Source organism: Sphingomonas sp. SP6 (assembly GCF_058313435.1).
Genome location: NZ_JBZFLG010000001.1, coordinates 415,336 through 430,567 on the forward strand (window position 1 = coordinate 415,336; position 15,232 = coordinate 430,567).

A 15,232-nucleotide genomic window follows, 5' to 3' on the forward strand; every position below is an offset into this window, starting at 1 on the left:
CCGAGGCACCATAACGAAGGTTATGCCGGAAATGCGGCGACGTAAAGCGCGCTGCCGCACCGAACATTCGGAGAGGCCTGACATGTCCGACGCTTACATCATCGACGCCGTTCGCACTCCGCGCGGGATCGGCAAGCAGGGGAAGGGCGCGCTCGCCGACATGCACCCTCAGCATCTCGCCGCGACCGTGCTCAAGGCGTTGAAGGATCGCAACGACCTCGACACCGCCGAGGTCGACGACATCATCTGGTCGACCTCGTCGCAGCGCGGCAAGCAGGGCGGCGACCTCGGCCGCATGGCGGCGCTCGACGCGGGCTACGACGTCAAGGCGTCGGGCACGACGCTCGACCGTTTCTGCGGCGGCGGGATCACGGCCGTGAACTTCGCGGCGGCGCAGATCATGTCCGGGATGGAGGATCTGGTCATCGCCGGCGGCACCGAGATGATGAGCCTCACGAGCGCGATGGCGCAGGAGGAGATGGAGAGCGGCAAGGCCCCGCTCGGCATGGGCTCGGGCAATGCGCGTCTCAATCTGTCGCACCCGCAGTCGCATCAGGGCGTCTGCGGCGACGCCATCGCGAGCATGGAGGGGATCACCCGCGAGCAGCTCGATGCGGCGGGGCTGGAAAGCCAGCAGAAGGCGGCGAAGGCGATCGCCGAGGGTCGGTTCAACCGCTCGATCGTGCCCGTCCTGGACGACGACGGCAACGTCGTCCTCGACCATGACGAATATCCGCGTCCCCAGACCACGGCGGAGGGCCTAGCGGCGCTCAAGCCCAGCTTCACCGCCATCGCCGACATGCCGTACAACAAGAGCGGCGACACCTTCCGCAAGCAGATCAACCGCAAATATCCCGATCTGGAGATCCAGCACTTCCACCATGCCGGCAATTCGAGCGGAGTGGTCGACGGGGCGGCGGCGGTGCTGCTGTGCTCGAAGGACTATGCCGAGAAGAAGGGCTGGACGCCGCGCGCGCGGATCGTCGCGATGGCGAACGTCGGCGACGACCCGACGCTGATGCTCAATGCGCCGGTGCCGGCGGCGAAGAAGGTGCTGGCGAAGGCCGGGCTGACGGTGGACGATATCGACCTGTTCGAGATCAACGAGGCTTTCGCGGTCGTCTCCGAGAAGTTCATCCGCGACCTCGATCTCCCGCGCGAGAAGGTGAACGTCAACGGCGGCTCGATCGCGCTCGGCCACCCGATCGGCGCGACGGGCGCGATCCTGATCGGCACGATCGTCGACGAGCTCGAGCGCCAGGAGAAGCGCTACGGGCTGGTCACGATGTGCGCCGCGGGCGGCATGGCCCCGGCCATCATCGTCGAACGGCTCGCGGCGTAACCCAAGAACACATCCGGCGAGCCGCCCGAGAGAGAGGCGGCCGCCGGCGGAGAGGCTTTCGATGCACCCCTACAAACACGCCGCCGCCACCCCCGACAAGCCCGCCTATATCATGGCGGGATCGGCCGAGACGGTCACCTTCGGCGAACTCGAACGGCGCGCCAACCAGGGGGCGCGGCTGCTGCGTTCGCTCGGTCTCGCGCGCGGCGACGCCATCGCGGTGATGATGGACAACTCCCCGCGGTATTTCGAGGTGATGTGGGCGGCCGAACGCTGCGGGATCTACACCACGTGCATCTCGTCCAAGCTGACCGCCGCCGAGGCCGAATACATCATCCGCGATGGCGAGTGCCGCGTGTTGATCATGTCGAAGGGCGCGGAAAAATGCGCCGAGGCGTTGCTGCCGCTGGTCGGCGACCTCCACCGCTTCATGGTCGACGGGACCGCGCCGGGATATGAGAGCTACGAGGACGCGCGCGATGCGCAACCCGAAGCCGCGCTCGGTGACCCCTCGCCGGGGCAGATCATGCTCTATTCGTCGGGGACGACCGGCAAGCCCAAGGGCGTCCGCTTCCCGCTGCCGGTCGAGGCGTACGGCGAGAACGTCAGCCCGCTCGTGATGCTGGGCATGGGGCTCTACGGCTTCCATCCCGACATGGTCTATCTCAGTCCCGCGCCGCTCTATCACGCGGCACCGCTGCGCTGGTCGATGGCGGTCCAGCAGCTCGGCGGGACCGTCGTGGTGATGGAGCGGTTCGATCCGGAGAAGGCGCTCGACTATATCGAGCGCTACACGGTGACGCACGCGCAATGGGTGCCGACGCACTTCATCCGCATGCTCAAGCTGCCCGAAGAGGTGCGTGCCAGGTACGACGTCTCCTCGCTCAAGGCGGTGTGGCATGCCGCGGCGCCGTGTCCAGTCCCCGTCAAGCAGGCGATGATCGACTGGTGGGGTCCGATCATCGGCGAATATTATGCGGGGACCGAAGGGAACGGCTTCCACAACATCCTCTCGCCCGAGTGGCTGACGCACAAGGGCTCGGTCGGACGCAACCTGACCACCGTCACCCACATCTGCGACGAGGACGGCAACGAGGTGCCGCCGCGGTCGGAGGGTACGGTCTGGTTCGAGGCGCCCCGGACCGACGCCAACCCGACCGGGGCGGCCCCGTTCAGCTACCATAACGACCCCGACAAGACCCGCGAATCGACCAGCGCGCACGGCTGGACGACGCTGGGCGACGTGGGTTGGATGGACGAGGAGGGATATCTCTACCTGACCGACCGCAAGAGCTTCATGATCATCTCGGGCGGGGTGAACATCTACCCCGCCGAGATCGAGAACCTGCTCGTCACCCATCCCGAGGTCGCCGACGTCGCGGTGATCGGCGCGCCCCACGAGGAGATGGGTGAGGAGGTGGTGGCGATCGTCCAGCCGAGGGACCCGCTCGCCGACCGCGAGGCGCTGGCCGACGAACTCAACCAGTACGCGCGCGCGCACCTCAGCCACGTCAAGGCGCCGCGCCGGATCGATTTCCGCGACGAACTGCCGCGGCACGAGACGGGCAAACTCTACAAGCGGCTGCTGCGCGACGAATATTGGGGCAAAGCGCCCGTCACCGCAGCGTAGGGGGCGGAGATGCCCTGGAACTTCGGCGATCTGATCGAGGCGGTCGAGGCGGCGGTCCCGCCCGATCGCGTGGCGTTGGCGCACGGCGCGCAGGTGATCGACTGGGCGGGGCTGAAGCGCCGATCGAACAACCTCGCCCGCGCATTGATCGATCGCGGGCTCGAACCGGGCGACCGCTTCGCCTTCTACGCTCACAATTCCGCCGATTACCTGGTCGCGCTGATGGCGTGCTGGAAGGCGCGCGCGACCCACGTCAACGTCAACTATCGCTACGTCGCGGACGAGCTCGCCTACATCCTGAACGATTCCGACGCGACCGTGCTGGTCTACGGCGCGGACCTGCGCGGCCCCGTCTCGGCGGTGGTCGACCGCGCGCCCCACGTCCGCAGCTGGATCGAGATCGGCGGCGACGACGCGCCTGCCTTCGCCGAGCGGTTCGACGATCTGGCGGACCGCGGCAACGGCGAGCCGCTCGGGATCGAACGGTCGGCCGAGGACCGCTTCTTCATCTACACCGGCGGCACCACGGGGATGCCGAAGGGCGTGGTCTGGACCCACGCCGACCTCAATCGGATCACCCTCGTCATCGCCGCGGAGCAGGCCGGGCTGCCGGTCCCGGCCAGCATCGGCGAATTCGCGGCGATGGTCGCGGCGAACCCGGACCATCCGCGCACCGTGTGCGGCCCGCCGCTGATGCACGGCACCGGGCTCCTCTCCTCCTACGGCTCGCTGCTCGGCGGCGGGATGGTGGCGACGCTGACCTCGGCGCATTTCAGCGCGATCGAACTGCTGGACGCCGTCGACCGCTGGCGGGCGAACCGCGTGATCGTCGTCGGCGACGCCTTCGCGCGGCCGATCCTGGAGGCGCTCGACGCCGAGCCGGAGCGCTGGGACGTGTCGAGCGTCCGGCTGATCTCCTCGTCTGGCGTGATGTGGACGCAAGCGGTCAAGGACGGGCTGATCCGCCACATGCCGCTTGCCGTTTGCCAGGACAATTTCTCCTCGTCCGAGGCGATCGGCATGGGATCGGCGGTCACCTCGGCAGCGGGGACGGTCGAGACCGCGAAGTTCGTCGTCAGCCCGCGCTGCCGGGTGCTCGACGACGACGACCGGGACGTCGTGCCGGGTTCGGGCGAGACCGGCAAGGTCGTCCTCGCCGCGCCGGCGCCGATCGAATACCACAAGGATCCGGAGAAGAGCGCGCGCACCTTTCGGACGATCGGGGCTGGGCGCTTCGTCGTCTCGGGCGACTTCGCGCGGGTCGAGGCCGACGGCGCGATCACCCTGCTCGGCCGCGGCTCGGCATGCATCAACACCGCCGGCGAGAAGGTCTTTCCCGAGGAGGTCGAGGAGGCGCTGAAGCTCTGCCCGGGCGTCGCGGACGCGCTCGTGTTCGGCGCGCCCGATCCGAAGTGGGGTCAGGCGGTGATGGCGGTGGTGCGGGTCGCTGGCGACTATGACGAGGGATGCGTCCGCGACGTGCTGCGCGGCAAGCTCGCGGGGTACAAGCAGCCCAAGCGGATCGTCGCGACGGCGGAGTCGCTCCGCGCGCCCAACGGGAAGGCCGATTATGGCGCGGCGAAACGGGTGGCCGGCGTCTAGTTCTTCAGCTTCCAGCCGGTGCGCAGTAGCGTGTAGCACAGCGCTGCCAGCGCAACGTCGAGCGCAAGGATCACCACGCTGCCGACCAGCACCGGCGAGTCGGCGGTGCCGAGGAAGCCGAAACGAAACCCCGATATGATGTAGAAGAACGGGTTCAGGTGGCTGAACGCGCGGAACGCGGGCGCCAGGCGGTCGACCGAATAGAAGGTGCCCGACAACAGCGACAGCGGCGCGATCACGAAGTTGGTGACCGCGGCGGCATGGTCGAACTTCTCCGCCCAGATCGAGGTCAGCACGCCCAGGAACGACAGGAACGCCGCGCCCAGGAACCCGAACCACAGCACCGCCCAGGGGTGCGAAGGGGTGACGTGGACATCGGGGTAGAGCGCCATCGCCAGCCAGCAGATCGCGCCGACGATGAACGCGCGGGTCATCGCTCCGCCGACCAGCGCGGAGAGCAGTTCGGCGGTCGAGAGCGGGGGCTGAAGATAGTCGACGATCGTCCCCTGGATCTTGCCGACCAGCAGCGAGAAGCTGGCGTTGGCGAAGGCGGGGCCCATCATCCCCTGGCTGATGATCAGCCCCGGCGCGATGAAGTCGGCGAACGGAATGTCGATGCCGCCGACATGGACCGGCCGCTTCGCCCCCGTCGCGATGGTGAACACGACCAGGAAAAGGAGCGTCGTGATCGCCGGTGCCCACACCGTCTGCAGGTGGACCTTGAAGAACCGGCGCACCTCCTTGATATAGAGGGTCTTCAAACCGCCCCAGTTCACCGACCGGATCGTCGGGACGCCGGGGGCGGATCGGATGGCCGAGGTATTCTCGCCGATCGGAAGCTGGCTGGACATCGCGCGGGGGCGTAGGCGTTCGGTTCCGCGCCCGCAACCGGCTTGCTTCACACAAGGATTGCACCAGGAATGTCGTGGACCGATGAGCGGATCGAGACGCTCAAGACCATGTGGGAGGCGGGCCAGACCGCCAGCCAGATCGCCGAGGCGCTGGGCGGGATCAGCCGCAATGCCGTGATCGGCAAGGCGCACCGGCTGGGCTTGCAGGCGCGACCGTCGCCGGTCGTTCCGAAGGAGGTCGAGGTCGCCGCGCCGCTTCCGCCGCCACCCCCTCCACCGCCGCCTCCCCCACCGCCGCCGCCCGTCGAGGCGGCGCGGCCGCTGCCGCCGACGCCCGATCCGCTGGCGTTACGCAGCGGCGAGCCGGTGCTCCGTTCGGTCGGACCCGGTGGCTTCGTGCGTCAGGCGCCGGGGGAGCAGCAGCCGCCGATCGCCCCGGCACCGCCGCGCCGGCTCGTCCCGGCCAAGCCTTCGCCCGAGATCGCGGGCAAGACCGGTCTGCTCGATCTGAACGACAAGATCTGCAAATGGCCGATGGGCCATCCCGGGGAGCCCGACTTCCACTTCTGCGGCGACAAGGTGAACCCGGGCTTCCCCTATTGCGTCGCGCACTGCGGCCACGCCTATCAGGCGCAGCTGCCGCGCCGCGATCGCCGTGCGCCGCCGTTGCCGTTCGGGGGACCGCGCGCGCGCTGATCCGGACCGACGAGCGCGGATGACGACGCCGGTCGCCGCCGCAACGCGAAAACGCCGGTCCCCGCGAGGGGACCGGCGTCTCGGATGTCGATCGGGGCGGCTTAGAAGCGGAAGTTCACGACTCCGCGGATGCTGTTCCAGCCGAACTTGTCGTCGTTGCGGGCGATGTCGGTGCCGGTCGTGTTCGGCGCCAGCACGAACGGGTTGGTCGCCGGAGCGCTCCCCTGGGTCACGCGGACGCGGGTGTCGTCGTCCTTGTAGCGGTGGAACAGATACTCCAGGCCGACGGAGATGTTGCGGCCGACCTTCTGCTCGATGCCGCCGCCGGCCTGCCATCCGAACTTCTCGCGGTCGCCGCGGATGTCGAAGTCGTTCGCCGTGTTCGTCGTGGTGAAGCTGCGGCTGATCCGCGCATACCCGCCGCCACCGGTCGCATAGAACAGCGTGGTGCGGCGTGCGTAGCCGACGCGGCCGCGCACCGCGCCCTCCCAGTCGATCTTGCGGGTCAGCGTGTACGACGCCGGCGTGGTCGAGAACGAGCTGACCGAATCGGTGATCTCGGTCTTGCCGAACTCGCCGACGACGCCGACCACGATCGAGCCGAACTGCTTGTCCGCGCCGACCCGGCCGTAATAGGCCCAGCCGTCCTTGTCGCTGTCGCAGCCGAGACCCGGGACGTTGCCGCGCGCCTTGCCGCCGCACGAGGGCAGCCCGAACGCATTCGCGCCGGCCGCGGTCGTCACGACGTCGCCGAACCGGCCGTCGAGGTTCCGGTCGAAGATCAGGTGCGAGTAGGTCTCGTGCGCCTGGACGTCATAGCCGCCGGCCGCGCCGACATAGACGCCGGTAAACGGCTCCGCGTCATCCAGGTCCGCCGGCACGGCCTGCGGAGCGGACTCCTGAGTGACCGCGGCGTCGGCGGGCATGGTCGCGTCCTGCGCGAAGGCGGGTGCGGCGAGGGCGAAGGCCGACGCCCCCACCAGGGTGAGGATGTTACGCACTGGGAAGTCTCCTGATTTCGTTCGCAGTGCCAACACATGCCGCAGTGCAAGGTTGCGCAACAAAATGTATCCATGTCCGGCCTGTGGCTCTGCGGCAACAGTCGCGTTCGCGCTTCGTGCCGGTTAAGGTCGGGCATGGCAGACGATCTGTTCACCTCCGCGCAGCCCATCCCGAACGTCTACGATGCCTCCTCGATCGAGGTGCTCGAAGGGCTGGAGCCGGTCCGCCGTCGTCCGGGCATGTACGTCGGCGGCACCGACGAGCGCGCCCTCCATCACCTCGCCGCCGAGGTGCTCGACAATGCGATGGACGAGGCGGTGGCGGGCCACGCGACCCGGATCGAAGTGACGCTGGAGGCGGGCGACCGCATCACGATCGCCGACAACGGCCGCGGCATGCCGATCGATCCGCACCCGAAGTTTCCGGACAAGAGCGCGCTCGAGGTGATCCTCTCGATGCTCCATTCGGGCGGCAAGTTCTCGGGGAAAGCCTATGCGACCAGCGGCGGGCTCCACGGCGTCGGCGTCTCGGTGGTCAACGCGCTCTCGTCGGAGACCGTCGTCGAGGTGGCGCGCGACCGCCAATTGTACCGCCAGCGGTTCTCGCGCGGGCAGACCCTTGAGCCGCTCGACCATGTCGGGCCGACCCCGAACCGCCGGGGAACGACCGTGTCGTTCGTCCCCGACACCGAGATCTTCGGACCCGAGCTGCACTTCAAGCCCGCGCGGCTGCATCGGCTGGCGCGGTCGAAGGCATATCTGTTCGCCGGCGTCGAGATCCGCTGGAAATGCGCGCCCGAACTGATCGTGGATGAGACCCCGGCGGAAGCGGTGTTCCAGTTTCCCGGTGGCCTTGCCGATCACCTGCGCGAGCAGGTGGGGGCGCGCGAATGCGCGACCACCGACTTCTTCGCCGGGCGGCAGGATTTCCCGGACGGGCAGGGGCGGGTCGAATGGGCGGTCGCCTGGCCCTTATGGTCCGACGGCAGCTTCTCCTGGTATTGCAACACGATCCCGACCCCCGACGGCGGCACGCACGAGCAGGGGCTACGCCAGGCCCTGGTCCGCTCGCTGCGCACCTTCGCCGATCTCGTCGGCAACAAGCGCGCGAAGGAACTAACCGCGGACGACGTGATGGTCGGGGCCGAGCTGATGCTCTCGGTCTTCATCCGCGAGCCGCAGTTCCAGTCGCAGACCAAGGACCGGCTGACCTCGCCCGAGGCGGCCGGGCTGGTCGAGCGCGCGGTGCGCGACCATTTCGATCATTTCCTCAGCGGCAACATGGACCGCGGCAAGGCGTTGCTCGGCTATGTGCTCGAGCGGATGGACGATCGGCTCCGTCGCAAGCAGGAGCGCGAGGTCAAGCGCAAGACCGCGACCTCCGGCCGCAAGCTGCGCCTCCCCGGCAAGCTCACCGACTGCTCGAACGACGGCAACGAGGGGACCGAGCTGTTCATCGTCGAGGGCGATTCGGCGGGGGGTTCTGCCAAGCAGGCGCGCGACCGCAAGACCCAGGCGATCCTGCCGATCCGCGGCAAGATCCTCAACGTCGCCTCGGCGACCGCGGCCAAGATCGGCGCCAATTCTGAGATCGCCGATCTGATCCAGGCGCTCGGCTGCGGCACCCGCAAGGACTGCCTGCCCGATAACCTGCGCTACGAGCGGGTCGTGATCATGACCGACGCCGACGTCGACGGCGCCCATATCGCGACGCTCTTGATGACCTTCTTCTTCCAGGAGATGCCCGAGCTGGTCCGCCGCGGGCACCTCTACCTCGCCCAGCCGCCGCTCTACCGGCTGACGGTCGGCGCCAAGTCGCTCTACGCGATGGACGACGCCGATCGCGCGCGGATCGAGGCGGGGCCGTTCAAGGGCAAGAAGGTCGACGTCGCCCGCTTCAAGGGGCTGGGCGAGATGAACCCGATCCAGCTGCGCGAGACGACGATGGACAAGGCGACGCGCCAGCTGATCCGCATCACCCTGCCGCAGGACTATGAAGACCGTGCGGGGGTGAGGGATCTGGTCGACCGGCTGATGGGGACCAATCCCGCGCACCGCTTCGCCTTCATCCAGGAGAATGCGGCGCGGCTGGAGGACGAGGCGATCGACGCCTAGCCCGACTGTTCGAGGTCCTCGGGCCTATTCACGTTCACCCACGTCTCCTCGAACGCAACCGCCGTCGCGTCGCAGGCGCGCGTCCACCAGCGCATCGAGCGGTCCCCTCCCGAGGTGAGGTGCGAGGCGAGCGCGCCGATGTCGCGCGCAAGCCAGAGCCCCGCCACCGGCAGCGCGTCGAGGACGCTCGGCGCGCCCGCGGCGATCAGCGCGGCGAGCGCCTCGGCGGGCAGGTCGGGCGTGTCGCAGGGCACGGTCAGCACCGTCTCGAAGCCGCCCCGTCGCGCATGCGCGAGCGCGCCGCAGACGCCGCCGAGCGGGCCGAGGCCCGGTGCGGGCAGGTCGGGGATCGCGGCATAACCCTCCCGCTCGCCGCCGACGATCACCACCTCATCGGCGAAGCCGCGAAGCAGCGTGATCGCGTGATCGAGCATCGGGGCATCGCGATAGACGGCGAGCGCCTTGTCGCGTCCGAACCGGCTTGCGGCCCCGCCCGCCAGCACCGCCCCGAGCCTCATGCCGCCAGCATCGAATCGGCGCGCGCGAGCACGATCAGCCGCAGCCCCGACGCCTGCGCCCGGTCGAGCGCGAGCGTGGTCGGCGCGGAGATGGTGACCAGCGTCGGGCAGCCGGCCAGCACCGCTTTCTCGACGAGTTCGTAGGAGCAGCGCGAGGTCAGCAGTGCGAACCGATCCGTCCAGCGTTCGTCGGCGCGCATGGCCGCTCCGATCAATTTGTCGAAGGCGTTGTGCCGCCCGACATCCTCGCGAACCAATCCGATCGTTCCGTCCGCCTCACACATGGCCGCGGCATGGACCGCGCCGGTCGTACGCGCCAGCGGCTGGTGCTCGCGGATCGCGGCCAGCGCGGCGAACAGCGCGGCGTCGGCGGGCGGGGCCGACGCGGGCAGGCGGGGGAGGGGGCGCAACGCCTGCTCGAGATTCTCGATTCCGCACAGCCCGCACGACGATTCGGAGACCCGGTGGCGGACGCGGTCGAGCGCGCGCGTCGCGCCCGCTTCGGTAAGGGTGAGCCGCACGATCGTGCCGCCTTCGCCCTCGTGAAGGTCGACGTCGATCACCTCGTCGGCTCGCTCGATCAGCCGCTCGGCGCGCGCGAAGCCATAAGCGAGGTCAACCAGATCGGCAGGCGTCGCCATCAGCACCGCATAGCCGAGGCCGTTGACCTCGATCGCGACGGGCGCCTCCGCCGCCACCTCGCGCGGCACCGCTTCGCGGCCGCCTTCGGCGGCGATTCGGACGAAGTCGTGGGGCAGCGCGGCTCGGCTCATCGGCCTGCCGCCTCGCACCGATCGACGGCGCGAACAAGCGTGGACAAGCCGGCTCCCCTGCCGCAACCACCGCACGGAAAACCCCCTGCGTTCGTGCCGAGCGAAGTCGAGGGACCGATCACTCGACTTCGATCGGGACGAACGGAGGTCGAAAGGAGAGGAGCCCCGCCATGAGCGACGCCGTCATCCCGTTCCACCTCGACATTCCTGAGGCCGCCCTCGTCGACCTCCGCGAGCGCCTCGCCCGCACCCGCTGGCCCGAGCCGGCGACGGAGGAGGGCTGGGCGCAGGGTGTGCCGCTCGACGCGGCCCGCGCGCTCGTCGACTATTGGCGCACCGACTACGACTGGCGGCGCTGCGAGGCCCGGCTCAACGCGCTCGGCCAGTTCCGCACCGAGATCGACGGCTGCGGCATCCACTTCCTCCATGTCCGCTCGCCCGAGCCCGACGCGCTGCCGCTGGTGCTGACCCACGGCTGGCCCGGATCGGTGATCGAGTTCATGGATGTCATCGCGCCGCTCACCGGTCCGCGCGCGCATGGCGGCGATCGGGCGGACGCCTTCCACCTCGTGATTCCCTCGCTGCCCGGCTACGGCTTCTCCGATCGGCCCAAGGATCGCTGGCCGGTGCCGCGGATCGGCGCGGCCTGGATCGCGCTGATGAAGCGGCTCGGCTACGATCGTTTCGTCGCGCAGGGCGGCGACTGGGGCTCGGCGGTCACCACGGCGATCGGGCTGTCGGGCGATCCGGCGGTCGCGGGCATCCACCTCAACATGGTCACCGTCCGCCCGACCGAGGCGGACATGGCGGACCTGACGCCGACCGAACAGGCCGCGCTCGCCGATCTCCAGCGCTACATGACCGACGGCAACGGCTATGCGGTCGAGCAGATGACGCGGCCGCAGACGATCGGCTACGCGCTGACGGACTCGCCCGCGGGACAGGCGGCGTGGATCTACGAGAAGTTTGTCGAATGGACCGACTCGGGTGGCACCCCGGAAACGGTGCTGTCGCGCGACGCGATGCTGGACGATATCATGCTCTACTGGCTGCCCGGGACCGCGGCGTCCTCGGCGCGGCTCTATCACGAGAGCTTTCGCGCCTTTCCGATGGATCAGGTGACCGTGCCGACCGCGTGCAGCGTCTTCCCGAAAGAGATCTTCCGCGCGTCCCGCCGCTGGGCCGAGCGACGCTTCCCCAATCTGGTCCACTGGAACGAGTTGGAGAAGGGCGGCCATTTCGCGGCCTGGGAGCAGCCCGCGCTGTTCGTGGAGGAGCTTCGCGCCGGGTTCAGGCCGATGCGCCGCTGACCCGCAGGCTCAATACGCCTTTCCCGGCGCCGCGACGCCCGCATAGCTCGACCGCGCCTGGGTGCCCCAGCCGTCGGCCTGCCTGGTGAGGATGTACAGCGACGCATAGCTGCCGATCTTCGATCCATCCGCGCGGAAGCGGGTGAAGCTGACGACGAAATGGAGCTTGTCGTCGGAACGCTGGACGAGGTGGCGATAATCCCAGCGCGACTTGCTCCAGCCCGCCTGCGCCAGTTCGGTCAGCCCGTTGTCGCGGGCGTAGTCCTCGGCGGTCGGCCAGACCTTCACCGTCCCGCCCGCCAGCCGGACATGCGGATAGTGCAGCGTGTGCGACCAGGCGGTCACATCGCGGGCGTTGAAAGCGGTCATGAAGCGGTCGAGCGCGGCGCATCCTTCCGCCAGCACGCGGTCGCCGCCGGGCTTCGCGCAATCGTCGGTGTAGCGCGGCGGGGCGGTCGCGGCGACGAGCAGCGTCAGCGCGGAAATCAGGACCAGTCGCTTCATCATCGATCCTTCAGATAGTAGCGCTCGACCGCGTTCAAGGTGTCGTCCAGCTCGTAGACGATCGGCTGCCCGGTCGGGATCTCCAGCCCGGTGATCTCGTCGTCGGGGATGTTCGACAGGTGCTTGACCAGCGCGCGGAGCGAATTGCCGTGGGCGGAGATCAGCACCCGCTGCCCGCCCTTCAGCGCCGGCGCGATCCGCTCGTCCCAATAAGGAAGGACGCGCGCGATCGTGTCCTTCAGGCTCTCGGTCGCGGGGACGGGGACGCCGGCGTAGCGGCGGTCGTTAGCCAGATCGAACGGCCCGCCGGGCTCCATGGCGGGCGGCGGGATGTCGAAGCTTCGCCGCCAGACATGGACCTGTGCGTCGCCGTGCTTCGCCGCGGTCTCCGCCTTGTCGAGACCCGTCAGCCCGCCGTAATGGCGCTCGTTCAGCCGCCAATGCTTCTCGGTCGGCAGCCACAACCGCCCCATCGCCTCAAGCGCCAGGTTCAAGGTCTTGATCGCGCGGGTCTGGAGCGAGGTGAAAGTCAGGTCGAAGTCGAAGCCCTTCGCGGCCATCAGCTCGCCCGCCGCGCGGGCCTCGGCGGCGCCCTTGTCGGTCACGTCGACGTCCCACCAGCCGGTGAAGCGGTTCTCTAGGTTCCAGGCGGACTGGCCGTGACGGATCAGCACGAGGGTGGGCATTCAGGCTCCTTCGAGGTCGAGCGTCAGGAACTGGTTGAAGTCGGTGGCGACATAGTCCGCGAACGGCACGGTCGCGACGAAGCCGTGCGAGCGGTAGAGCGCCAGCGCCGGCTCGAATGCGTCTCCCGAGCCGGTCTCGAGCGAGAGGCAGGTCAGCCCCATCGCCTTCGCCTCGCCGACGATGTGCGCCAGCATCGCACGCCCGTGCCCCTGTCCGAGATGCGCAGGCGCGGTCCGCATCGACTTGATCTCGCCGAGTCCGTCGCCGTGATCGCGCAGCGCGCCCATGCCCACCAGCGCCTCGCCGTCCCAGAGCGTGAAGAAGCGTACGCCCGCGCCCTGCAACCCGCTCAGGTCGAGGAAGTGCGTCTTGTCGACGGGCGAGTTCGCCAGCATCCCGGCGGCGTGGAGCGCCAGGAGGTCGCGCACCGCGCCGTCGAACACGCCTTCTCGGAGCCGCATCACAGCTCGCCGATCATCCCGGCCAGCGTCTCCAGACACGCAACCGCGAGCCGCTTCGATCGCTCGGGCGACCAGCCGAACTTGGGATCCGGATTGGGCGCATGGTCCTTGAAGGGCATCTCCAGCGTCACCGACACCGCACCGAACCGCTCGGCGAGCTGGTTGGTCGACATGGACAGGTTCGCCTTGCCCGGCGCCGACTTCTCGTAGCCGAGCTCGGTCTGGAAATCGGGGGTGTGCGCCGCCAGCCGCCGGCCGAACTCGGTGAACTTCGCGCCGTGCGCGTCGGTCCACGAGGGGATGCCTTCATACCCCGCGATGAAATTGGCGGCGATCGCCTCGTCCCCGTGGACGTCCATCGCGAAGACGCAGCCGGTCTTGTCCATCTCGTTCCGGACGCACAGCACCTCGGGCGAGCGCTCGGGCGTCGGCGCATGCCATTCGCGATTGAGGTTCACCCCCGCCGCGTTGGTGCGCAGGTGGCCGCGCCTCGTGCCATCGGGATTCATGTTGGGGACGATGTGGAGCGTCGCCGCCGCGAGTAGCGGCGCGGCGGAGGGCGTCGCGAGCCAGTCGAGCGCGCCCTCCATCCACCATTCGCACATCGATTCGCCCGGATGCTGGCGCGCGTAGAGCCACACCGGCTTGGTGCCCGTGCCCACGCGGAAATAGTCGATCGCCTGCCCGTCGAGCGTGGTTCCCAGCTCACGGTGGGAGAAGCCGGGCTGGAGCGCGGTGCGCGCGACCAGCGCCTCGTGCATCTCCATCGTATAGGGCGCGAAGTAGGCGAACCAGACGAGATCGGTCTCGCCTTCCCATGCGAACGAGAGGATGCCGTTCACGTAGGTCGTGTCGATCATCCGCCAGTTCACGCGATCGGTCGAAGCGCGGATCTTGTAGCCGGGCCAGCCGAACGGATAGGCCGAGCCGCCGGCGTTGGCGATCCGGAACTCGGCGCGGCGTCCACGCGCGCCCGCGACGCGAAAGGAAAACCACTGGTAGAAGTCCGACTGGTGATCCTTGACGATCTCCAGCTCGGCACGGTCGCCGTCGATCCGGACGACGCGGATGTTGCCGCCGTCGAAGGCGGAGTTGATCGAAAGGGTCATGGGACGACGGTAGTGCGTCCCGACTCTCCGGGGAAGCCCGCGAACAGCGCAGTCGCCAGCCGCTGCGCCACCGCCGCGCTGGTCGCGTCGGGACGGGACAGGTCGGTCATCGTCCGCGCGCGGCCTTCCCACGTCGCGTCCGGTCCGCGCCGGATGCGCACCACCAGCTCGGTCGCGATGCCTTCGCGCGCGCCGCGCCCGCCGACCGGGAAGCTCACGCCGCCGCCGACCCCCGCGCCGCCGCTGTATCCGCCCGAATAGCCGCCGCCGCCGATCCCGATCGTCACCGGCGAGCGGCGTGGCGGCAGCGGGCGAGTGGCCCGCGTGAAACCGACGTTGACGACATTGTCGGGTTTGATCCCCGGCGCGGCGGGGGTGTAGCCAAGCCGCGTCAGCTCGGTCGTGACCGCCGCGGCATAATCGGCAAACTCGGGACCGTTCCGCGCTTCCGGCATCGGCTCGACCGTCACCGTCCCGCGCGACGCGACCGGATCGTAGTGGAAGCGCGAGACCTCGACCGGGAAGGTCGTCGGGCCCGTCGCGCATCCCGCCAGTCCTGTCGCCAGCAGCGCCGCTGCGCCGATCCTGCCCCTCATCGCCGACCTCGTCATGCCAGACGCCTTCATCATTGTT

General features: G+C 69.0%; 15 protein-coding genes. 6 read left to right on the top strand and 9 right to left on the bottom strand.

What is annotated here, in order from left to right; translation table 11 throughout:
- Nucleotides 1-82: 82 nt before the first annotated feature.
- From AC4GYY_RS01960 to AC4GYY_RS01970, 3 genes are all read left to right on the top strand, one after another.
- Nucleotides 83-1,342 carry an acetyl-CoA C-acetyltransferase gene (locus AC4GYY_RS01960; RefSeq protein WP_491118308.1) on the top strand — a complete coding sequence of 420 codons (1,260 nt, stop codon included), beginning with the start codon at nucleotides 83-85 and terminating at the stop codon, nucleotides 1,340-1,342.
- Between the two features lie 61 nt (nucleotides 1,343-1,403).
- Complete coding sequence (locus tag AC4GYY_RS01965) at nucleotides 1,404-2,972, top strand: acyl-CoA synthetase (protein WP_491118310.1); 1,569 nt, start codon at nucleotides 1,404-1,406, stop codon at nucleotides 2,970-2,972.
- A gap of 9 nt (nucleotides 2,973-2,981) precedes the next feature.
- Nucleotides 2,982-4,574, top strand: coding sequence for an AMP-binding protein (locus tag AC4GYY_RS01970; protein ID WP_491118312.1), 1,593 nt, complete (start codon nucleotides 2,982-2,984; stop codon nucleotides 4,572-4,574).
- On the opposite strand, the gene AC4GYY_RS01975 is transcribed toward AC4GYY_RS01970, so the two are convergent.
- On the bottom strand, nucleotides 4,571-5,425 hold the full coding sequence (locus tag AC4GYY_RS01975) for an ABC transporter permease (protein ID WP_491118314.1): 855 nt from the start codon (nucleotides 5,423-5,425) through the stop codon (nucleotides 4,571-4,573). The genes AC4GYY_RS01970 and AC4GYY_RS01975 overlap by 4 nt on opposite strands.
- A 69-nt stretch (nucleotides 5,426-5,494) precedes the next feature.
- On the opposite strand from AC4GYY_RS01975, the gene AC4GYY_RS01980 reads away from it, so the two are divergent.
- Nucleotides 5,495-6,121 (top strand): GcrA family cell cycle regulator, encoded by a 627-nt coding sequence (locus tag AC4GYY_RS01980; RefSeq protein WP_491118316.1) that lies wholly within the window; start codon nucleotides 5,495-5,497, stop codon nucleotides 6,119-6,121.
- A gap of 101 nt (nucleotides 6,122-6,222) precedes the next feature.
- Here the strand turns inward: AC4GYY_RS01980 and AC4GYY_RS01985 are convergent, their stop codons facing one another.
- Nucleotides 6,223-7,122 (bottom strand): outer membrane protein, encoded by a 900-nt coding sequence (locus AC4GYY_RS01985; protein ID WP_491118318.1) that lies wholly within the window; start codon nucleotides 7,120-7,122, stop codon nucleotides 6,223-6,225.
- A gap of 135 nt (nucleotides 7,123-7,257) precedes the next feature.
- On the opposite strand from AC4GYY_RS01985, the gene parE reads away from it, so the two are divergent.
- Nucleotides 7,258-9,237 (top strand): DNA topoisomerase IV subunit B, encoded by a 1,980-nt coding sequence (gene parE / locus AC4GYY_RS01990; RefSeq protein WP_491118320.1) that lies wholly within the window; start codon nucleotides 7,258-7,260, stop codon nucleotides 9,235-9,237.
- Here parE and mobA read toward each other — a convergent pair.
- Nucleotides 9,234-9,755 (bottom strand): molybdenum cofactor guanylyltransferase, encoded by a 522-nt coding sequence (gene mobA / locus AC4GYY_RS01995; RefSeq protein WP_491118322.1) that lies wholly within the window; start codon nucleotides 9,753-9,755, stop codon nucleotides 9,234-9,236. The genes parE and mobA overlap by 4 nt on opposite strands.
- Nucleotides 9,752-10,528 (bottom strand): formate dehydrogenase accessory sulfurtransferase FdhD, encoded by a 777-nt coding sequence (gene fdhD / locus AC4GYY_RS02000; RefSeq protein WP_491118324.1) that lies wholly within the window; start codon nucleotides 10,526-10,528, stop codon nucleotides 9,752-9,754. Before fdhD ends, mobA begins: the two co-directional genes overlap by 4 nt.
- 170 nt (nucleotides 10,529-10,698) lie before the next feature.
- Here fdhD and AC4GYY_RS02005 point away from each other — a divergent pair, with 170 nt between their 5' ends.
- On the top strand, nucleotides 10,699-11,838 hold the full coding sequence (locus AC4GYY_RS02005; RefSeq protein ID WP_491118326.1) for an epoxide hydrolase family protein: 1,140 nt from the start codon (nucleotides 10,699-10,701) through the stop codon (nucleotides 11,836-11,838).
- Between the two features lie 9 nt (nucleotides 11,839-11,847).
- Here the strand turns inward: AC4GYY_RS02005 and AC4GYY_RS02010 are convergent, their stop codons facing one another.
- From AC4GYY_RS02010 to AC4GYY_RS02030, 5 genes are read right to left on the bottom strand one after another with little or no spacing between them, the layout of a single operon-like run.
- Nucleotides 11,848-12,342 (bottom strand): DUF6841 family protein, encoded by a 495-nt coding sequence (locus tag AC4GYY_RS02010; protein ID WP_491118328.1) that lies wholly within the window; start codon nucleotides 12,340-12,342, stop codon nucleotides 11,848-11,850.
- Nucleotides 12,342-13,028: a 2,3-diphosphoglycerate-dependent phosphoglycerate mutase gene (gene gpmA, locus AC4GYY_RS02015; RefSeq protein ID WP_491118330.1), complete on the bottom strand. Its 687-nt coding sequence runs from the start codon at nucleotides 13,026-13,028 to the stop codon at nucleotides 12,342-12,344. Before gpmA ends, AC4GYY_RS02010 begins: the two co-directional genes overlap by 1 nt.
- Nucleotides 13,029-13,490, bottom strand: coding sequence for a GNAT family N-acetyltransferase (locus tag AC4GYY_RS02020; RefSeq protein ID WP_491118332.1), 462 nt, complete (start codon nucleotides 13,488-13,490; stop codon nucleotides 13,029-13,031).
- Entirely contained in the window at nucleotides 13,490-14,599 is a 1,110-nt protein-coding gene (locus tag AC4GYY_RS02025; protein WP_491118335.1) for a M14 family metallopeptidase, read from the bottom strand. The genes AC4GYY_RS02020 and AC4GYY_RS02025 overlap by 1 nt, the downstream gene beginning before the upstream one ends.
- The gene (locus AC4GYY_RS02030; RefSeq protein WP_491118336.1) at nucleotides 14,596-15,195 is read right to left on the bottom strand and encodes a DUF4136 domain-containing protein; all 600 of its coding nucleotides are present in this window, start codon (nucleotides 15,193-15,195) and stop codon (nucleotides 14,596-14,598) included. Before AC4GYY_RS02030 ends, AC4GYY_RS02025 begins: the two co-directional genes overlap by 4 nt.
- Nucleotides 15,196-15,232: the final 37 nt, after the last annotated feature.